Source organism: Legionella sp. 27cVA30 (assembly GCF_024160945.1).
Taxonomy (GTDB): Bacteria; Pseudomonadota; Gammaproteobacteria; order Legionellales; family Legionellaceae; genus Legionella_A; species Legionella_A septentrionalis.
Genome location: NZ_JAMYXK010000002.1, coordinates 1,328,443 through 1,347,500 on the forward strand (window position 1 = coordinate 1,328,443; position 19,058 = coordinate 1,347,500).

The following is a 19,058-nucleotide window of genomic DNA, read 5'->3' on the forward strand; positions in this document are numbered from 1 at the left end:
TAAAGTTCACCACGTTTTAGCCCACAACGTGGATATTTTTTTCTGGCTGAATAAAATCGCCTATACGGTAATGCTTGGCATACATCCGCTCGGCTCTCGTTGTATCTCTGCGAATTAGCGTGTCACAAGTAATGCCTCTGCCTTGCAGATTTAATCCCCGCACCTGCTTATTGATTTCTCGGCGTGCTTCATTGGTTCCGGTGACAATAATTGTTCTGGTGCGTTCATCTTCGGGTAACCCCACGTATTCTTTGGCAATTGTGTGCTGGCGTATTTGATGATCTTTTATTTCAAAAACGTTGTGCACGTGCTTTAGGGCGTGTGCGGATTTACCCATAGCCGCTAATTCAACCGCCTTTTTTAGCTCTGTATTTTTTTGGCGTTGAATGGTGTCCATGAGTACCATTTGCATTCCGGCAGCTTGCAATTGATCGAATGGCCAGCCAGCTTCAATGGCTTTGGTTTGTGCGGTATCCCCCAATAACACAACGCGGCTTCCTGATTTTTCTGCGAAGCTCAGCACTTTTTCCATTAATCGGGTAGGCACAACGCCTGCCTCATCAATGACGAGAACAGTTTTTTCATTGATATCCTTGTCTTTACCTCTGATAAAAGAAGCCAGCGTATTGGCTTTTACGTTGGGCTCTTGTAATGCTTTGACCTGGTTGCCATAGGGTGCAAGTGCACGAACGTTAAAGCCTGCGGCTTCAATCAATTGTTTGTTTTATCCAGCATGTGGGATTTCCCCGTACCCGCGTAACCTTGCACGCCGACAATACGATTACTGGTTGATAGAATAAGACTGGCTGCTGCCTGCTGGCCTTTGTTTAAATCAGAATCTTGCAATAAATGATGTGCCCGCTCTTTGGTTAGAATAGGTTGCAGGTGATTACATCCTTCATGCTCCAATTGCAGGATGCTTTTTTCGCGCAACACTGCGTCAGGGGTGGTATAACGCGCCTCACTTTGAACCAATTTGGCTCTACCCCAAATACAGGGGCACTTTAATCGGATTATAGTAATCTAACTCTTTGATTTTGCAGTCAAAAGAGGATTAAAGTGCCGAAGAAAGATATTATCCTAAATTTACCTGGTTATTCAATAACCAAGGTGACAGGAAACAATCCTGTTTTTATACAAATAAGTTATAACCGAGTTGTTCGCTGTATTTAGAACGTTTATGGCTGCAAATCATTTACAAAAATGGAAGATCTGATCCAACGAATACGAAAGTTAATATGGCATTTTCATGAGGGTAGGACTGTTTCAACAATTAATTTCAATTATGATGCGTATGCTACTTTATTATAGATACTTAATGAGGTCCACTTACTACATTGTCGAAAATGCTTTTAATGCTTCCAAGCCTACCTTGCATTATTACTTTTTTGATAAAGATATTATGCCGATGACTGCAGTTGATTAATATTTCACCATCAGTTACCAGTTGAATGGACCCCATCTGCTTTGTCTGAGCAACTTTTTCATTAATGGTATTTAAGTTGAGATACAAAATATAGAGGGCTTATCTTTATTTTTAATTTGCTTATATAAAAACACCAAATTGATGGAGTGTAGTCCAGACCTTGCACCCTTTGCCAGCAATTGGCTGATCAAATAATTTTTTACCAGCAAGAAAATTACCGCCTAGGCCATACAGAGAAAACTCAAAATTATCACCATGGTTAAATTCATAAAAATGGTGCTCATCAAGTAGATTTAAGTTATTAATTTTTAGACCAGTAGTTAATCGTTTCAAGACTTCTACGTCTTCATGATTTCCCCAAACGGCATAAACAGGAACTGAAAATTGTTTTACACCTGCAATATAATCTGAAAAATCACCTAATAACTTTTCTTCTTTTACAATCTCAATCAACTTCTCACGTTCAGTTTGTTTATCAACGTTATATTTCCTCCAAACTGGAGAATGACCTATCAATAATCGCAGTTCTCTGAGGTTAAGGTGGTGAATACTTTGATCATGATAAAAACCAAAGTCACCAACATGAATGACCATATCGACATTCGTTTCGGCAGCTTTTTCATTGATGACATCCAGATTTCCGTGGGTATCGCTGATTAATAGAATTCTGCGCATTTAAAACAAGCTTTTATTTAAAGTCATTTAAAGAAATCCAAATAATTTAACTTATGTTACTTCTCATGTTAGAGAAATCGCATTTTTCAACATGACTATTCATATCAGCAGGAATACTTATATTTATCTTGAGTTCGTTAATTTTGAAAAATTTTATAACTCAATAAACTATAATCTCAACAACATAATATACTATTATTTCCACAACATAATATACTATAATTTCTACATGCAACTATAAATTGAAATATTATGAAACCTTCAGAAAAGCTAGCGCAGTCACTAGAAGTTTTACACAATCTTCAAAAGCAAGGTAAGTACGCTATCCAATCAAAAGATATAAGTCGTACTCATAGGGAGCGACTTGTAGAAAATGCATTTTTAGAAGAGGTTGTAAAAGGTTGGTATGTACCTATAAAACCTGATGAACAAAAAGGCGAAAGTACGGCTTGGTATGCTTCTTTCTGGAGTTTTTGTGCTTCATATTTAAATGAACGATTTGGTGACGAATGGTGTCTTTCCCCAGAACAGTCTTTACTTCTTCATTCAGAAAATTGGACTGTGCCTAAACAACTAATGATACGCAGCCCCAACGGAACAAACCGTAATATGGAGTTGCCTCATAATACGGCCTTATTTTCAGTACAATACAAAATGCCAGCTGCTCAGGACATAGAGATTAAGCAGGACATGCGAGTTTATGCAATAGTGCCAGCATTGATCTATTGTTCACCTAAATTTTTTTCTCAATATCCTACTGAGGCACGCTCTGTTCTTTCAATGTTTAATAGTGCATCTGACCTACTACATTATCTACTGGATGAAGGGCATTCTTGGATAGCCGGAAGAATTTGCGGTGCGCTTCAAAATATTGGCAAATCTCACGTGGCAGAAGAGATCAAAAAAACCATGGAGAGTGCCGGTTATCAAATACGGGAAGAAGATCCATTTTTAACAAATACACCGATAGATTTTTCCGCAACGTATAAGCCAGCCTATCGCAGTCGTTTGGAAGTTATGTGGCATGATATGCGCGAGACAGTTCGAGAAAACTTCCCTACCCCCCGTCCTGCAACAATTAATATTAAGAGATATCTAGAGCAGGTAGACGAAAATTATATCTCAGACGCTTATCATTCTCTATCTATTGAAGGTTATCAAGTAAGTCCAGACTTAATTGAAAAAGTTCGCTCTGGGCAATGGAATCCCGATGCTACAGAGCAGGATAGAAACCACCGTAGCGCATTAGCCGCCCGTGGATACTGGCAAGCATTTCAATCTGTGAAAAAGAGCCTTATAGAAATATTAAATGGAGAAAACCCTGGAAAAATAATACAAAAAGAACATGGAGATTGGTATAGAGAATTATTTCAACCTAGCGTTGCTATCGGTCTTTTAAAACCAACTGATCTGGCAGGATACAGACGAAGCCCTGTATACATACGTCAATCAAAACATATTCCTCCACGTTGGCAAATTGTTAGTGAACTAATGGAAGAATTTTTTCAGTTAATAATTCAAGAAAAGGAGTCTGCTATTAGAGTTGTTCTCGGACATTTCTTTTTTGTTTATATCCACCCTTATTCAGATGGTAATGGCAGAATTGGACGTTTTCTGATGAATGTTATGTTAGCGAGTGGTCATTATCCATGGACTATTATTCCTGTGGGGAGAAGAAACGAATATATGGAAGCACTAGAGCAAGCAAGTGTGAATCAGAATATTGTTCCCTTCACCAAGTTTATTGCTAGTTGTATTCAGTAGTATTAGATAAAGGCTTTATGGAGAATTGCCATGGAATTTACGAAACCAGTTAAAGTGGCCTTCGGTCAGCTAGAGCATATTGCTTTTATAAAAAAGGCACCTAGATGTTTACAAAAAACCGGATATTAACCAATATCCGATAGCAGCTTATGAGTTTGATTTTCTCGATTTCATTTACAGCCTAGTGTAAACCTGATCCTCTCCCAAAAATTGATCCAGCCTTACCTAGAAAAACTGGCGCTTAACACCTTCTGTTTGAACTGATTTGGAGTCAAATTGTTCAATGAAGAATGAGGGCGGAAATCATTGTAATCCTGGCGCCATTCTTCAATTTTGTTTTTAGCATCTCTGATTATCCAACAAACTGCCTCAATAAATAATCGATCATTTTCCCCATGGCGACCTTTAGGAGATGGCAGTAATTGTTCTAATTTGTTCCACATTTTGTCATCAATAACAAATCTTGACATCCATTTGCTCCATTTTCACTATGGAGGCTTTTTATCAGATTTTTAATAGTTTGAAAAACTTTAAAAACACGCCCTAGATGTTCCCATTTTCTATATTAGCATAATTAGTTTAAATGTTGGTCAATTAAATTAAGAGATAACATTATCTTCTTCATTATACGATATTTTAAAAATCTTTATACCCTTTCCGAATACAGTAAGGCTCACAATATCAACCATATATGAAATAATAATTAGAATATTTCATATATGGTTGATATTGGTTGGGATTTATAGTTTAATTTCTTTGTTGATGGAGAAAGAACCTTAACGGGGATGAAAATTGGAATTTAATAATCATTTTAAAAAAGTATATATCTCGTTTCAGTTATCAGCTGAATCAAATGAGCTATTAACAGAAGCAGCAAAACGTTCTAATCGAAAAAAAGTTCAAGAAGCTAAATTACGGTTAGATGATCATCTAAAAAGATTTCGTTCTATTTCTGAGATTGATTTTGTAATTCCTACAGAAGACATATCTAGTGAGTAACATGTTGTGGAGGGAATAATGATAGCAACAACGACAAAAATAAGGGATTTTTCAAGTTCATCTAGTTATCCCCTCCCATTTGTAAAAAGTAATGTTTCTCAAATCCACTATCAATTTTCTGATAATTTGTTCTTGAATCTGAAAAAAGATAGCACAAAGAGTCTTTATGTCATGATTAAAGACGAATCTGATCACCATATAAGGTTTGAGCGACAGTTAAAAAGAAACTTAAAAAATAAAGGATGTACCATTGTTAAAAATCCTAATAAAGCACAATACACTTTAAATGTGCAGTTAAAAACGATGGGCGTGATGTCCCATGAAGAATTACAAAAAGCATTATTGAATGGTTATGGTTCGCCACTGATTACAAATAGCTATAAATTACTGGGTGATTTAACTGACAAAAATTCATTTTCTTTCCTTATTTCAGATATTCAGATCAATGAATGGATTGGGATAGTAAATGAAGAAAAAATAGACTCCATTAGGCAAATAAGTAAATTTAAAACTTTCCAAACACGCTTGGTTATCAGTACAGAAAAATTTGATCTGACCAAAGCCAATGGCTTATTAAAGCGTGAATTTTTATGCATCGTCGCAAGGATATTTGAATATATGCCAATCATCTAATAGATAACATCCAACAAATTTAATATGAACTAATTGAAAAACAAAAAACATTTTTAAGGTGTGCTTGTTTTTAGAAATTCTTATTTTGTGCATTATTCGATGAGGGTTATTCTTATAGTTGTCTTGTGGTTTTTATGCAGCGCAAATCAATTGCGCGTATGTGATTGACTCGATTGATGTTGTTCTCTAACATCCTACTTAATAAATTTAAAATGGAGTTTAAAATGATTTTTATACTTATTGTTGTAATGATTATTGTATTTTTTGCAGCAATTATTATCACCAACGCAAGGAATGCAAATAATATTATAAATTTCGATATTAACTCAAACGAAACGCAATATAATCCTGCAACAGGTTTACCAATGATTGGTGCTTTAGATAGCATGGGAAATTCTATTGGAACGAGCTCATCTGATAGAGACAATTACTGGAATAACGATTATCATCATTCAACATACAATAGCAACAGTTATGATCCATTCAACAATCGCTATTAATAATGTATTTTTTATATTAGATATTAAGGAATTATTATGGCTTTAATCAATGCAAGACAAACACCTGAAAATGAAAAAATTAAAATTTAAATAAACAAAGAAATCTATTCTGAAATTAAAGAACATTGCTCTTGGGTTGCCATTGATGATATTAGCCATTTTTTTGAAGAATCATTTTTGGTGATCTTCTCTAAAGACAAGGAGTGGAAGCAACATAGAAAAGAAAAAAACAGGCTATTGAATCAACATATAATTTTTTACAGATAAGTTGAGTTCCTAATCGATTTTAAGATCCATTCAACCAAGACCAACCATATAGCCGAACTTATTGAGTTTTAAATGCCTTTGAGTAAGGAAACAACATGCTTAAGTCTGGGAATCTAAATGTAATCATACTTTAGAAAGATTTTAATTTTTTCAAATGACACTTTCCTGTTTATATGCCATAGTTCTATGATGCCTTTAATTCATGTTCAATGGCCAGTTTTACAAATTCATTTAATTTTATCCCTCTTCCAACTGCTGCAAAGGTCGCTCTTTCATGCAATGATTCCCCCACTCTAACATTGAAAGTTCCTTTAAATGGTTTTTCAGGATTTATATTTTCTTGTTCGCACATCGCTAAATAATCATCAATCGCTTCTTCGAAAGCTTTTTTAATATCAGCAGCACTTTCACCCTCATAACTAATCAAGGCCTTTATGAATTCAACCTTTCCATAAAAAATAAGATCGTCCTCAGCAAAGTGGATTGACCCTAAATAGCCCTTGTATTTCAGCATATCTTTCATAGTAGTCCTTCCTTTTGAAGTTGTTGTATTACTTGTTTTACCATATATTTTTTTAAAATTGGTTTTGGGTGTGGTTTGTGGAGCGTTATCGGTGAATATTTATCAGAAATAAATCTCACACGAGAACCACTGGTTTTTCCGGCATTACTTTCTTTATATCCCAATGAATTTAATAAGCTTGTTAGTTCGGCCCACGTAAAGTCCGAGGGACTACTCAAAATGCGCTCTCTTAGCTTATCTTTTTTTGTCATTATTATTACCAACTATTTTTAATAATTATAAAATGGCTTGATAAATATTGCAACTATATTTAGTTGCAATATTAGTTTGTAATCCCCCCTTATAATTGTTCCAGTCAAAATTAGAGTTCTCTGGGTATAATAACTACCGAGGAGAATTTGATGAAGAAATCGAGATATAACGAAAGCCAAATAATTACGATTCTAAAAACCGTAGAATCAGGTACTTTAAGAGTTGAGGCAACAATCGCATCTTCATGTTCTTTCACATTTGTTGTTAATGCATCGAATTCTTTTTTAATTTCTTTTTGTGGTTCGATAAGCCGGGTTGCTTCTCTTTCCATCTCATGTGCCACAGCAGACAGTTTTCCATTATTTTGCCCGAGTGACTGGGCTCCCGCATCCATTAATTTGCTATGTTTTTCTAGGTCGTCGTGTCGGGCTCGTAGTTTTTCAATTCCGGCGTTGAGTTTTGCTGCGGCAGTTTCAAAAAATTCCACATTGATTTTTAAATCTTCATCCAAAGCTTTTTGTTCTGTGGCAATAATTTCGGCGGCAGTATGGCGGGCTCGTTCATGGAAAACAAATAAGGAATGAATGAGTATAGAAAAACAGAGGGCTGCAAGCGATAACAAAACAGGCACGCCAATCAGTAATCCTGCCACACCTGCCACAACGCTTATGCCTGTGAAAGTACCTACTTTTAACAAAAGGTGCTTTTGAATCCACCAAGCAGTTAGGGCATCAAACCAGCTTTTACTATCGAGTTTACGTTTTATGAGCTCGCCTGTTTCATTGGCGGGATATTCTTTGTTAATTGGGGAAAACCAGTCGATTAGATTTTTAAGTTGGTTTCCAATCCAGATGAGTACTTGCATTGATGTGGCTCCTTAAAAAATCTATTTAAGCATATTGCTGGCTGTAGGCGCGGGCTGCTCTTCTATTACCATATGTTTTGCCTTAAAGAACATGCACTGTTGTTTAAGAGTTCCACATATGGTTTGAAGCTGATTAATTTGACTGCCCTGCGTTTCAATTATTTGTGTTTTTTGAAGATTTTCATCAGTAAGCTTTTTTATGACGTTTTGGAGTTCTTCAAGAGTCGAGGTTTGCTCGGTGGCGGTTTTATTTAAGGCTGCAATTTCTTTGGTTGCTTGGGTGAGTTTTTCTTCTTTCTCATCGAGCAATTGATTCAGCATGGAAATTCTTCGGGTAGATTTGATACCTGCTTCCTTGATTTGGGCTCCGATCTCTTTTAATCCCAATAATGATTTATTTAACTCTTCGCCGGTTTTTTGCGTAAGCGTTACTGTGGATTGCAGGTAATTGGTGGTTTCAGCGATTTTTTCAGATAATAATTGCAGCTGTTCCAATGGTATGGTGTCAATTACTTCGTCAATTTCATCGCTCAGAGAAGTAAGCTCGACATCAATTTTTTGAATACCTTCAGACGCTGTACGGATGCGGGTTTGGGTGATTTGGTGTTGCTCATCGAGGGCTTTCATGTGCTCAAGGCTTGTTAGTGTTTTTGAATCCAGCTTTAAATACCAGAGAGCCAGTCCACCTAGTCCAACAATACTGCCACCGGCAAGCCCGCTTACCACGATACTCGCGATTAGAGTGCCAACAGACACGGTGGCTTTTGCACCGATCACAGCGACAGGCGCTAAAAGAAGGGGTAGAGGCATAGAAAAATCCTTATTATCCATAAAATATGAGCGGAAAAATATCACTGTGAATTTAATTTCTCAATAGAGTTTTAAATTTTATTTTTATGATGATATAAGAACCTTAGTCCTTTTTATCTCTCTATTTGTTATTGTTTCTGTCGTTAATAAAGATGATTTTCAATGAAAGGGTTGGGGTAACCTTCAATGGCTTTCACGCGCTTTGCCCAAAGGAGTTCCTCGCCACTCGGTGGGAAAGTTTTATCCCACGCTTCAAATAATTTTCGTTGAGAAAGACTTAACTGAATATCATAATACCAACTCATAAATAAATGAGCTCGGGCGACTATTCCCTTGGCACGATCAGGTGGCTCAATCCGTTTTTGTTTTGATGAAATTTTAATAGGGCACCCATAGAAAGTACTTTCATCAGAAAGCATCATAAAACGAAAGTTAGAGCGTGCTTGATTGACGAGTCCCGCCTCTGGCCATAAATTATAAAGCTCAGCCTCTGCTTCACGGAATGCTTTATCTACTTTCTCACAACATTTTCGACCTTTGTATGGTTTTCCGTTTTTATGAGTGCAAACGGCTTCGTTCCAGCAAGTAAGATGATGTCCAAAATGATCGGCCGCCATGATATGTTCCCACTCAATCCGATGTGCTCGATGATGTGGGGAAGCGTTTTCCATATGACAGCTTTTAAGGTTTACTCGTAATCTGTCATCAAATTGGCAAGCACAGTATAGGGTTTGTGAATTCTCAGCAAAGATAACGCGGGCTATTTTTTTAGCCGATTGAAAGGAATGGGGTTTGGTATATGCAAAAGAGCATGAAGCGAAAAGGAAAATGATGATAATTTTTTTAAAACTGTTCATGTGAATAATAGGGATTGAAAGAGAGCATGCATCTCTACCGCCTCACCCTTGTAACTATTAGTGAAGCAAAGTCTAAAATGTTTTTTATAACTTTTTATAAAATTCAATTAATCCCAAGAAAATACGCAGCAAAAGTCAGAAGTATCGATGAAATTACAAAAGGCCAGCTAGCTTTATTAAAGGATTTTGTGACAATAATGACAAGGGAGGACAGTATAATATTTACGCTCGTAATCATTCCAATATATATGGCATCTTTAAAAAACCCGATAGCTCGAAGCTTATATAAGATAAATGAATAGCAGGCTAAGACTAAAACATCCCCACATAAACTCTTAAATAATTGTATCCTTAAATAACCTGTAATTTCTTTCTGAAGAAGTTTTTTTACAACATCAATTTCTGATTTATCCATTTTTATCCATTCCTTATGTTATGGGTTTCCCAGTGGTTCTTAATAGCAATGATGATTACTAAGTGAGCGCCTACTTCAACGCGATACACAATTCGATATTCACATACGCGTAATCGCCGATGACCGTTGAGGCTGTAACGCAATGGTTTGCCAAAGCCAATAGGGTCAATCATTAGTTGTTCCATGCAGTGGGTGGCAATTACGAACAACTGGATACCAGCGACACCGCAACGATTACCGTTCAAGACACCATTGATACCACCCTTGTGGAGCTTAGCGATGTCACCGTCGATGAAGGCGGTAACATCACCTTAACCGCGAACGTTGAGAATGCACCGCAAAACACCCCACTGGTCATTACCTTATCCAATGGCGAAATCATCACCATAGCAGTAGGACAAACCAGTGGCAGTGTCACCTTCCCTGCCCCAACGGATGATGCCTACATCGATGCCGGCAGCCAAACCATCAGCATCAGCAGTGCAGTGGGTGGCAATTACGAACAACTGGATACCAGTGATACGGCAACGATTACAATTCAAGACACCATCGACACCACCGCCGTCACCCTGGGCGATGTCACCGTTAACGAAGGTGGTATGGTGACTTTGACCGCCAATGTCAACAATGCACCGCAAACCGACTTAACCTTAACCCTGTCCAATGGCCAAGTCATTACCATCCTCGCTGGACAAACCAGTGGCAGTGTCACCTTCCCTGCCTCAACGGATGATGCCTACATCGATGCCGGCAGCCAAACCATCAGCATCAGCAATGCAACCGGTGGCAATTACGAACAATTGGATACCAGTGATACGGCAACGATTACCGTTCAAGATACCATTGATACCACCACCGTCACCCTGGGCGATGTCACCGTCAATGAAGGCGGTATGGTGACCTTAACCGCCAATGTCGAGAATGCACCGCAAAACACCCCGCTGGTCATTACCTTATCCAATGGCGAAATCATCACCATAGCAGTAGGACAAACCAGTGGCAGCGTTACCTTCCCAGCCCCCGCAGATGATGCCTATATCGATGCCGGCACGCAAACCATCAGCATCAGCAATGCAACCGGTGGCAATTACGAAAGCTTGAACACTAGCGATACGGCAACGATCACGGTTCAAGATACCATCAATACCACCACCGTCACCCTGAGCGATGTCACCGTCAATGAAGGCGGCACCATCACCTTAACTGCCAATGTCAACAATGCACCGGAAACCGACTTAACCTTAACGCTGTCTAACGGACAGGTGATCACCATCCTCGCTGGACAAACCAGTGGCAGCGTTACCTTCCCAGCGCCAACCGATGATGCCTACGTCGATGCCGGTACACAAACCATCAGCATCAGCAATGCAGCCGGTGGCAATTACGAAAGCTTGAACACCAGCGACACCGCGACCATCACGGTTCAAGACACCATTGACACCACCACCGTTACCCTGGGCGATGTCACCGTCAATGAAGGCGGCACCATTACCTTGACCGCCAACGTCAATAATGCACCGCAAACCGATTTAACCTTAACGCTGTCCAATGGAGAAGTCATTACCATCCTCGCTGGACAAACAAGCGGCAGCGTCACCTTCCCAGCCCCCGCAGATGATGCCTACGTCGATGCCGATAGCCAAATCATCAGCATCAGCAATGCAGCCGGTGGCAATTACGAACAATTGGATACCAGCGACACCGCAACCATCACGGTTCAAGACACCATTGACACCACCCTTGTGGAGCTTAGCGATGTCACCGTCAATGAAGGCGGCACCATCACCTTAACCGCCAATGTCAACAATGCACCGCAAACAGACTTAACCTTAACGCTGTCCAATGGGGAAGTGATCACCATTCTTGCTGGACAAACGAGCGGCAGCGTTACCTTCCCGGCGCCAACCGACGATGCTTATATTGATGCCGATAGCCAAACCATCAGCATCAGCAGCGCAGCCGGTGGCAATTACGAACAATTGGATACCAGCGACACCGCAACGATTACGGTTCAAGATACCATTGATATCACCACCGTCACCCTGGGCGATGTCACCGTCAATGAAGGCGGTATGGTGACCTTAACCGCCAATGTGAATAATGCACCGCAAACCGATTTAACCTTAACGCTGTCCAATGGAGAAGTCATTACCATCCTCGCTGGACAAACAAGCGGCAGCGTCACCTTCCCTGCGCCAACCGATGATGCCTACATCGATGCCGATAGCCAAACCATCAGCATCAGCAATGCAACCGGTGGCAATTACGAACAATTGGATACCAGCGACACCGCAACGATTACCGTTCAAGATACCATTGACACCACCACCGTCACCCTGAGCGATGTCACCGTCAATGAAGGCGGCACCATCACCTTAACTGCCAATGTCAACAATGCACCGGAAACCGACTTAACCTTAACGCTATCTAACGGACAGGTGATCACCATCCTCGCTGGACAAACCAGTGGCAGCGTTACCTTCCCAGCGCCAACCGATGATGCCTACGTCGATGCCGGTACACAAACCATCAGCATCAGCAATGCAGCCGGTGGCAATTACGAAAGCTTGAACACCAGCGACACCGCGACCATTACGGTGCAAGATACCCTTGACACCACCACCGTCACCCTGGGCGATGTCACTGTCAATGAAGGCGGCACCATCACCTTAACCGCCAACGTCAACAATGCACCGCAAACCGACTTAACCTTAACGCTGTCTAACGGACAGGTGATCACCATCCTCGCTGGACAAACCAGTGGCAGCGTCACCTTCGCAGCCCCAACCGATGATGCCTACGTCGATGCTGGCAGCCAAACCATCAGCATCAGCAGCGCAGCCGGTGGCAATTACGAACAATTGGATATTAGCGACACCGCAACCATCACGGTTCAGGATACCATCAACACCACCACCGTTACCCTGGGCGATGTTACCGTTAACGAAGGTGGTATGGTGACTTTGACGGCTAATGTCAACAACGCACCGCAAACCGATTTAACGTTAACGCTGTCTAACGGACAGGTGATCACCATCGGTTGGCGCTGGGAAGGTGACGCTGCCGCTGGTTTGTCCAGCGAGGATGGTAATGACTTGGCCATTGGACAGGGTTAAGGTTAAGTCGGTTTGCGGTGCATTGTTGACATTGGCGGTTAAGGTGATGGTGCCGCCTTCATTGACGGTGACATCACTAAGCTCCACAAGGGTGGTGTCAATGGTGTCTTGAACGGTAATCGTTGCGGTGTCACTGGTATCCAGTTGTTCGTAATTGCCACCCACTGCATTGCTGATGCTGATGGTTTGGCTGCCAGCATCGACGTAGGCATCATCTGCGGGGGCTGGGAAGGTAACGCTGCCGCTGGTTTGTCCAGCAAGAATGGTAATGACTTCCCCATTGGACAGCGTTAAGGTTAAATTCGTTTGCGGTGCATTGTTGACGCTGGCGGTTAAGGTGATGGTGCCGCCTTCATTGACGGTGACATCGCCCAGGGTAACGGAGGTGGTATCAATGGTATCTTGAACCGTAATGGTCGCGATGTCGCTGGTATTCAAGCTTTCGTAATTGCCACCGGCTGCATTGCTGATGCTGATGGTTTGAGTACCGGCATCAATATAAGCATCATCGGTTGGCGCTGGGAAGGTGACGCTGCCACTCGTTTGTCCAGCAAGAATCGTAATGACTTCCCCATTGGACAGTGTTAAGGTTAAGTCTGTTTGTGGTGCATTATTGACATTGGCGGTCAAAGTGATGGTGCCACCTTCATTGACGGTGACATCGCCTAAGGTGACGGTGGTGGTATCGACGGTGTCATTAATAGTAATCGTTGCGGTGTCGCTGGTATCCAATTGTTCGTAATTGCCACCGGTTGCGTTGCTGATGCTGATGGTTTGTGTACCGGCATCGACGTAGGCATCATCGGTTGGGGCAGGGAAGGTAACGCTGCCACTGGTTTGTCCTACCGCGATGGTGATGATTTCGCCATTGGATAAGGTAATGACCAGTGGGGTGTTTTGCGGTGCATTCTCGACATTAGCGGTTAAGGTGATGTTACCGCCTTCATCGACGGTGACATCGCTAAGCTCCACAAGGGTGGTGTCAATGGTGTCTTGAACGGTGATCGTTGCCGTGTCGCTGGTATCCAATTGTTCGTAATTGCCACCGGCTGCACTGCTGATGCTGATGGTTTGGCTATCGGCATCAATATAAGCATCATCGGTTGGGGCTGGGAAGGTAACGCTGCCGCTCGTTTGTCCAGCAAGAATGGTAATCACTTGGCCATTGGACAGCGTTAAGGTTAAATCGGTTTGCGGTGCATTGTTGACATTGGCGGTTAAAGTGATGGTGCCGCCTTCATTGACGGTGACATCGCCCAGGGTAACGGTGGTGGTATCAATGGTATCTTGAACGGTAATCGTTGCGGTGCCGCTGGTATCCAATTGTTCGTAATTGCCACCGGCTGCGCTGCTGATGCTGATGGTTTGGCTATCGGCATCAATGTAAGCATCATCTGCGGGGGCTGGGAAGGTAACGCTGCCGCTCATTTGTCCAGCGAGAATGGTGATCACCTGTCCGTTAGACAGCGTTAACGTCAAGTCTGTTTCCGGTGCATTGTTGACATTGGCGGTTAAGGTCACCATACCGCCTTCATTGACGGTGACATCGCCCAGGGTGACGGTGGTGGTGTTGATGGTATCTTGCACCGTAATGGTCGCGATGTCGCTGGTGTTCAAGCTTTCGTAATTGCCACCGGCTGCGCTGCTGATGCTGATGGTTTGCGTACCGGCATCGACGTAGGCATCGTCGGTTGGGGCCGGGAAGGTGACGCTGCCGCTCGTTTGTCCAGCGAGAATCGTAATGACTTCTCCATTGGACAGGGTTAAGGTTAAGTCGGTTTGCGGTGCATTGTTGACATTGGCGGTCAAAGTGATGGTGCCGCCTTCGTTAACGGTAACATCGCTCAGGGTAACGGTGGTGGTGTTGATGGTATCTTGCACCGTGATCGTTGCCGTATCGCTGGTGTTCAAGCTTTCGTAATTGCCACCAATTGCATTGCTGATGCTGATGGTTTGCGTGCCGGCATCGATGTAAGGATCATCTGCGGGAGCTGTGAAGGTGACGCTGCCGCTGGTTTGTCCAGCGAGAATGGTAATGACTTCTCCATTGGACAGCGTCAACGTCAAATCTGTTTGCGGTGCATTGTTGACATTGGCGGTCAAAGTCACCATACCACCTTCGTTAACGGTAACATCGCCCAGGGTAACGGTGGTGGTGTTGATGGTATCTTGAACCGTGATGGTTGCGGTGTCGCTGGTATCCAATTGTTCGTAATTGCCACCGGCTGCATTGCTGATGCTGATGGTTTGCGTGCCGGCATCGACGTAGGCATCATCGGTTGGGGCTGGGAAGGTGATGCTGCCGCTTGTTTGTCCAGCAAGAATGGTGATCACCTGTCCGTTAGACAGCGTTAAGGTTAAATCGGTTTGCGGTGCGTTGTTGACATTGGCGGTCAAAGTGATGGTGCCGCCTTCATTGACGGTGACATCGCCCAGGGTGACGGTGGTGGTGTCAATGGTATCTTGAACGGTAATCGTTGCGGTGTCGCTGGTATCCAATTGTTCGTAATTGCCACCGGCTGCATTGCTGATGCTGATGGTTTGAGTACCGGTTTATCATACTTTGAAAGTGGAGACCATTTATGGGATGACTTATAAAACCAGAAAGGAGGCTCAATTAGCTCTATTCGATTATATTGAGGTGTTTTACAATCGCAAACGCATCCATTCAACTTTAGGGTTTCAGACCCCTAGCAAATTTGGCATGGTTGCATAAAGTGGGTGTCCGGTTTTTCGACGGTAGGATCAAACCTCTGTTTTATGTTCAAGAATGACTGCTTTATTTGAACTCATAGAGAATGCAGATGATGCTAAGATTAAGGATATAGAGGTTAAAACTAATTTATTCATAATTGTTCCTTATCATAATGTGTAAACGGCCAAATTAAATTGCCGACATCAGCCACATTATTTTGCAGACTAAAAGCTAATCTTATTGAAATTACAACCACAATTTTGAATATATTTGAGCCAATATGATATAATATGGGCAAAACGGTGTGGAGTGCATATGGTCGATTATAAAGATGCGAAATTGAAACTAACAACGACTTGTGATGATTACATTAATCATAGTAAGCAACAATTAGATAAATTAGTTGGAAGTAGTGCAATTGTAGTGGGAGATATTGGAAATAAAGAATCTGGGATTAAAAATTGGTTTGATTATCATTTTGATCATTTTAGAAAAAATTTATCTAATCTCGGAGAGGGCAGGAGTCAATATACTTGGTGTATTGATACAGGTAATTATGATGATCCCGAGCTTGTACTTCAACGCTTACAAACTGTCATCAAGAATTTGACAGAGTTTCTGAGTATGCCGAGTAATGATTTCTCAGTTAAGGTAAGCTTTCAAAAGATACTCAAGACGTCTGGGTTCCAAAAGGAAGATTTCGAATATAGTGAAAATACCCCCATGTCTACAAAACTGTATTTATCAGTCCAGCACATTTCTTCACTATCTGATTTGCTTTTTAAAATAGCCAATAACCATAACGATGGTGATGGAACAATGATCCCAATCTTTCCACGTGATAAAGGCAATGTAAAAGTATTAAGTCATACGGCATATAGATTTGAGAGCTTCCGTAATCATTTTAATCATTATTTTCGTCCAGAGTTTGATGGTTTTTTAAAGTTCATTGCGGTTAAAGAACTTCGTGGTGTGCTTGATAAGGAGGGTTTAAACGAAAAAGAACAAATCAAACTCTTTGAGAGCCAATTAAACAACAGTAGCACTAAAGACATATTATATAAAAATCGTCAATCTCAAACCGAATATTACTTAAAAGTACTGTCTTTAATTTCAATCTTTGCTGGTGTAGGGATATTTACAACTTTAGGCTTAGTTATTAAAAGATTGTATGACACCAGAGGAAATAGTGCTAATTTTTTCAAACCATTAACTGTTGATTTAAGTGAATGTTCTAATGCCATAATCAGAGGTATTAAGGAAGAATCAGACTTTGACTTAACTAACTAATTTAGCTTGTTGGTTATATTCCCTAGTTCTAATTAAGCTTTTAATCGAACCAGGGAATATAAGTATAAGATTAAACACCTAACTATTAGTTAAAAAATGAAATCAACGGATCCAGCATTTATTGATAAAGCTCAATCAAAGAAATAATTCTGGTTATTTTTTAGTCTATCGATACTACAGTTACCATTTATTACTAAACTCTTCAATTACATGAGCATCTGTAAAATTTAGATAAATCGCCGTGGTTTCTAATCTATCATGTCCTAGGGCTTTTTGAACTGAAGCTAGTGAAATTCCTTTTTGTAATGCCAGTGTTGCAAAAGTATGTCTTAATATATGGGGCGTCACCAATTTCGTAATTTTAGCCCTATTGGCAATTTCTTTTACTATTTTTTGTACCTGCCGTGTGTAACCATCCCGTAAAATAGGTGTATTCCTGATTAGAGTTCTCCGTCGTAAACTATGTATGAGGAGAACATCGATGAAGAAATCGCGTTTTACAGAAACACAGATTGTTAAAATACTGAAAGAAGTTGAAGCAGGACGACTGATGAAGGAAGTTTGTCGTGAATACGGCATTTCTGATGCGACCTACTACAACTGGAAAGCATAGGGGGATATTTAAATAGAAAAAATGACCCCGACCCAGGACCGGCGACACTCTGGATTGGGTTGCAACGACTCAAGGATTTCCTCTTGGCCCAGAAAACTATCAAGGAAATAACTTATGGGTAATGATGTGCGGATTTGGGGAAGACCCCGTTTTAAATGGCGCGCTCGGAGGGACTCGAACCCCCGACACCTTGGTTCGAAGCCTGATACTCAATAATAGAAAACATTATAAATCAATATCTTACGATGCATCAAATGTCCGAAAAACGGCCTAAAACAGCCACAAATACACCACAATCGTACACAGTTACGGCATGTTTTCGTCACTGTTGCGTCAGGCAGTGCTAGGCTGTATTAGTACTATTAACAACCAATTTTTCGAATTTTTACCTAATTGTGCCGACACCGTAAGCACAATTTACAGTCTTCAACAACCGCACTATAGTTTACATGAATTTTTAATAAAAATATTTGCACATCAGCAATGAATTGTATATAATTTAATCATGAAAACACTAAAACGCGACAATGTCTTTGCTCATATGAAATCTGGTGTGGTTTACCGGAGGGGTGCTTTACTGCCGTTCTCAAATAACCTGGATCGTGACTTACACACCTTAGTCTCTCAAAATAAATTGAAAAGACCTGCGCCAGGACTATATTACAAGCCCAAGGCCTCCCGATTCGGATTGTTGCCACCCTCAGATGAAGCATTAGTAAAAGCCTTTTTGAAAAAATCGTTTCTCATGTATTCCTGGAATGATTACAACAAATTAGGATTAGGACTAACGCAGCTATACAATCAAGTCGTTGTTTATAATTCGGAGAGACATGAGGAAATTGTATTTGGCAATAGAACGTTTGCATTTAAACGTCCTAATAACGGATTTCCTGCAAAATTAACCCGTGAATTTTTACTGGTTGATTTACTAAATAATGCCAAATATTTAACTGAGGATGTCAGTAACCTTGAATCAAAAATTCAAGCGAAACTTGCAGAGTTTGATCATACACTCTTGTTAAACTTGGCAATGCAATATGGGAAAGTGCACACTCGTAAATTAATCGCGACATTTTTAGGAAAATGAAATGTTTTTGCACGAGTTGCCAGATATCAAAGAGTTATTTCTTGTTGTTTCAGATGAAAAGGCCATACACCCAAGTATTGTTGAAAAAGACTATTGGGTCATGCATACACTTTGGGGTTTGCAACAACAAGGCTTTGAATTTGAGTTAAAAGGCGGCACATCATTATCCAAAGGATTTAACATCATTGACAGATTCAGTGAAGACATCGATATTCAAATCCACCCCGCCACCTCTCAAGAGGTAAAGTCAGGAAAAAACCACAATAAAAAA

General features: G+C 40.8%; 22 protein-coding genes and 1 pseudogene (1 of these 23 running past the window's edge). 10 read left to right on the forward strand and 13 right to left on the reverse strand.

What is annotated here, in order from left to right:
- Window positions 1–16: 16 nt before the first annotated feature.
- The 3 genes from NKV53_RS11615 to NKV53_RS11625 form a co-directional block, all read right to left on the reverse strand.
- Entirely contained in the window at window positions 17–715 is a 699-nt protein-coding gene (locus NKV53_RS11615) for an AAA family ATPase (protein WP_253351182.1), read from the reverse strand.
- Window positions 712–975: an AAA family ATPase gene (locus tag NKV53_RS11620; protein WP_253351183.1), complete on the reverse strand. Its 264-nt coding sequence runs from the start codon at window positions 973–975 to the stop codon at window positions 712–714. The genes NKV53_RS11615 and NKV53_RS11620 overlap by 4 nt, the downstream gene beginning before the upstream one ends.
- Window positions 976–1,546: 571 nt before the next feature.
- Window positions 1,547–2,101 carry a metallophosphoesterase gene (locus NKV53_RS11625; protein ID WP_233581914.1) on the reverse strand — a complete coding sequence of 185 codons (555 nt, stop codon included), beginning with the start codon at window positions 2,099–2,101 and terminating at the stop codon, window positions 1,547–1,549.
- Between the two features lie 252 nt (window positions 2,102–2,353).
- Here NKV53_RS11625 and NKV53_RS11630 point away from each other — a divergent pair, with 252 nt between their 5' ends.
- Entirely contained in the window at window positions 2,354–3,865 is a 1,512-nt protein-coding gene (locus NKV53_RS11630) for a Fic family protein (RefSeq protein ID WP_126955067.1), read from the forward strand.
- Between the two features lie 221 nt (window positions 3,866–4,086).
- Here NKV53_RS11630 and NKV53_RS11920 read toward each other — a convergent pair whose 3' ends face one another.
- Window positions 4,087–4,335 (reverse strand): integrase core domain-containing protein, encoded by a 249-nt coding sequence (locus NKV53_RS11920; protein WP_371923200.1) that lies wholly within the window; start codon window positions 4,333–4,335, stop codon window positions 4,087–4,089.
- 322 nt (window positions 4,336–4,657) lie between these two features.
- On the opposite strand from NKV53_RS11920, the gene NKV53_RS11640 reads away from it, so the two are divergent.
- The 3 genes from NKV53_RS11640 (at window position 4,658) to NKV53_RS11650 (ending at window position 5,997) form a co-directional block, all read left to right on the forward strand.
- Complete coding sequence (locus NKV53_RS11640; protein WP_063230508.1) at window positions 4,658–4,864, forward strand: TraY domain-containing protein; 207 nt, start codon at window positions 4,658–4,660, stop codon at window positions 4,862–4,864.
- Window positions 4,865–4,882: 18 nt separating this feature from the next.
- Window positions 4,883–5,497 carry a complement resistance protein TraT gene (traT, locus tag NKV53_RS11645; protein ID WP_126954186.1) on the forward strand — a complete coding sequence of 205 codons (615 nt, stop codon included), beginning with the start codon at window positions 4,883–4,885 and terminating at the stop codon, window positions 5,495–5,497.
- Between the two features lie 224 nt (window positions 5,498–5,721).
- Complete coding sequence (locus NKV53_RS11650) at window positions 5,722–5,997, forward strand: hypothetical protein (protein WP_199739164.1); 276 nt, start codon at window positions 5,722–5,724, stop codon at window positions 5,995–5,997.
- A gap of 451 nt (window positions 5,998–6,448) precedes the next feature.
- Here NKV53_RS11650 and NKV53_RS11655 read toward each other — a convergent pair whose 3' ends face one another.
- The 7 genes from NKV53_RS11655 to NKV53_RS11685 form a co-directional block, all read right to left on the reverse strand.
- Window positions 6,449–6,787: a type II toxin-antitoxin system HicB family antitoxin gene (locus NKV53_RS11655; protein WP_126954167.1), complete on the reverse strand. Its 339-nt coding sequence runs from the start codon at window positions 6,785–6,787 to the stop codon at window positions 6,449–6,451.
- A complete protein-coding gene (locus NKV53_RS11660; RefSeq protein WP_126954166.1) occupies window positions 6,784–7,038 on the reverse strand; it encodes a type II toxin-antitoxin system HicA family toxin in 255 nt (84 codons plus the stop codon). Before NKV53_RS11660 ends, NKV53_RS11655 begins: the two co-directional genes overlap by 4 nt.
- 110 nt (window positions 7,039–7,148) lie before the next feature.
- Window positions 7,149–7,904, reverse strand: a complete 756-nt coding sequence (locus NKV53_RS11665) for a hypothetical protein (RefSeq protein ID WP_253351184.1) — start codon at window positions 7,902–7,904, stop codon at window positions 7,149–7,151.
- A 21-nt stretch (window positions 7,905–7,925) separates the two neighbouring features.
- The gene (locus NKV53_RS11670; RefSeq protein WP_126954197.1) at window positions 7,926–8,714 is read right to left on the reverse strand and encodes a hypothetical protein; all 789 of its coding nucleotides are present in this window, start codon (window positions 8,712–8,714) and stop codon (window positions 7,926–7,928) included.
- 143 nt (window positions 8,715–8,857) lie between these two features.
- Entirely contained in the window at window positions 8,858–9,571 is a 714-nt protein-coding gene (locus tag NKV53_RS11675; protein ID WP_126954198.1) for an endonuclease, read from the reverse strand.
- A gap of 103 nt (window positions 9,572–9,674) precedes the next feature.
- Window positions 9,675–9,986 (reverse strand): hypothetical protein, encoded by a 312-nt coding sequence (locus NKV53_RS11680; RefSeq protein WP_126954199.1) that lies wholly within the window; start codon window positions 9,984–9,986, stop codon window positions 9,675–9,677.
- 2 nt (window positions 9,987–9,988) lie between these two features.
- Entirely contained in the window at window positions 9,989–10,171 is a 183-nt protein-coding gene (locus tag NKV53_RS11685) for a type II toxin-antitoxin system RelE/ParE family toxin (protein ID WP_253351185.1), read from the reverse strand.
- Here NKV53_RS11685 and NKV53_RS11690 point away from each other — a divergent pair.
- Window positions 10,163–13,102, forward strand: coding sequence for an immunoglobulin-like domain-containing protein (locus NKV53_RS11690; protein ID WP_253351186.1), 2,940 nt, complete (start codon window positions 10,163–10,165; stop codon window positions 13,100–13,102). The two genes, NKV53_RS11685 and NKV53_RS11690, sit on opposite strands and share 9 nt — an antisense overlap.
- On the opposite strand, the gene NKV53_RS11695 is transcribed toward NKV53_RS11690, so the two are convergent.
- Window positions 12,992–15,601 (reverse strand): immunoglobulin-like domain-containing protein, encoded by a 2,610-nt coding sequence (locus NKV53_RS11695; protein ID WP_253351188.1) that lies wholly within the window; start codon window positions 15,599–15,601, stop codon window positions 12,992–12,994. The genes NKV53_RS11690 and NKV53_RS11695 overlap by 111 nt on opposite strands.
- A 64-nt stretch (window positions 15,602–15,665) precedes the next feature.
- On the opposite strand from NKV53_RS11695, the gene NKV53_RS11945 reads away from it, so the two are divergent.
- Window positions 15,666–15,818 carry an IS3 family transposase gene (locus NKV53_RS11945; protein ID WP_305884785.1) on the forward strand — a complete coding sequence of 51 codons (153 nt, stop codon included), beginning with the start codon at window positions 15,666–15,668 and terminating at the stop codon, window positions 15,816–15,818.
- 294 nt (window positions 15,819–16,112) lie between these two features.
- Window positions 16,113–17,087 carry a hypothetical protein gene (locus tag NKV53_RS11700; RefSeq protein ID WP_253351190.1) on the forward strand — a complete coding sequence of 325 codons (975 nt, stop codon included), beginning with the start codon at window positions 16,113–16,115 and terminating at the stop codon, window positions 17,085–17,087.
- 180 nt (window positions 17,088–17,267) lie between these two features.
- Here NKV53_RS11700 and NKV53_RS12100 read toward each other — a convergent pair whose 3' ends face one another.
- Complete coding sequence (locus NKV53_RS12100; protein ID WP_371923221.1) at window positions 17,268–17,609, reverse strand: tyrosine-type recombinase/integrase; 342 nt, start codon at window positions 17,607–17,609, stop codon at window positions 17,268–17,270.
- Between NKV53_RS12100 and NKV53_RS11710 the strand changes: the two are divergent.
- The 3 genes and pseudogenes from NKV53_RS11710 to NKV53_RS11720 form a co-directional block, all read left to right on the forward strand.
- Window positions 17,569–17,697, forward strand: a pseudogene (locus tag NKV53_RS11710) (transposase); the annotation flags it as partial. The gene NKV53_RS12100 and the pseudogene NKV53_RS11710 sit on opposite strands and share 41 nt — an antisense overlap.
- Before the next feature lie 508 nt (window positions 17,698–18,205).
- Window positions 18,206–18,787: a DUF6088 family protein gene (locus NKV53_RS11715; protein ID WP_253351194.1), complete on the forward strand. Its 582-nt coding sequence runs from the start codon at window positions 18,206–18,208 to the stop codon at window positions 18,785–18,787.
- A 1-nt stretch (window position 18,788) separates the two neighbouring features.
- Window positions 18,789–19,058: the 5' end (the start) of a nucleotidyl transferase AbiEii/AbiGii toxin family protein gene (locus tag NKV53_RS11720; RefSeq protein ID WP_253351196.1), read on the forward strand. 432 nt of this gene lie beyond the right edge of the window; 270 of the gene's 702 nt are visible here — the first part of the coding sequence; its start codon is at window positions 18,789–18,791; the stop codon falls past the right edge of the window.

Coding starts and splice junctions, on each gene's coding strand:
- NKV53_RS11625 (WP_233581914.1), bottom strand. CDS start 2,101: ATGCGCAGAATTCTATTAATCAGCGATACCCACGGAAATCTGGATGTC.
- NKV53_RS11630 (WP_126955067.1), top strand. CDS start 2,354: ATGAAACCTTCAGAAAAGCTAGCGCAGTCACTAGAAGTTTTACACAAT.
- NKV53_RS11920 (WP_371923200.1), bottom strand. CDS start 4,335: ATGTCAAGATTTGTTATTGATGACAAAATGTGGAACAAATTAGAACAA.
- traT (WP_126954186.1), top strand. CDS start 4,883: ATGATAGCAACAACGACAAAAATAAGGGATTTTTCAAGTTCATCTAGT.
- NKV53_RS11650 (WP_199739164.1), top strand. CDS start 5,722: ATGATTTTTATACTTATTGTTGTAATGATTATTGTATTTTTTGCAGCA.
- NKV53_RS11655 (WP_126954167.1), bottom strand. CDS start 6,787: ATGAAAGATATGCTGAAATACAAGGGCTATTTAGGGTCAATCCACTTT.
- NKV53_RS11660 (WP_126954166.1), bottom strand. CDS start 7,038: ATGACAAAAAAAGATAAGCTAAGAGAGCGCATTTTGAGTAGTCCCTCG.
- NKV53_RS11665 (WP_253351184.1), bottom strand. CDS start 7,904: ATGCAAGTACTCATCTGGATTGGAAACCAACTTAAAAATCTAATCGAC.
- NKV53_RS11670 (WP_126954197.1), bottom strand. CDS start 8,714: ATGCCTCTACCCCTTCTTTTAGCGCCTGTCGCTGTGATCGGTGCAAAA.
- NKV53_RS11675 (WP_126954198.1), bottom strand. CDS start 9,571: ATGAACAGTTTTAAAAAAATTATCATCATTTTCCTTTTCGCTTCATGC.
- NKV53_RS11680 (WP_126954199.1), bottom strand. CDS start 9,986: ATGGATAAATCAGAAATTGATGTTGTAAAAAAACTTCTTCAGAAAGAA.
- NKV53_RS11685 (WP_253351185.1), bottom strand. CDS start 10,171: ATGGAACAACTAATGATTGACCCTATTGGCTTTGGCAAACCATTGCGT.
- NKV53_RS11700 (WP_253351190.1), top strand. CDS start 16,113: ATGGTCGATTATAAAGATGCGAAATTGAAACTAACAACGACTTGTGAT.
- NKV53_RS11715 (WP_253351194.1), top strand. CDS start 18,206: ATGAAAACACTAAAACGCGACAATGTCTTTGCTCATATGAAATCTGGT.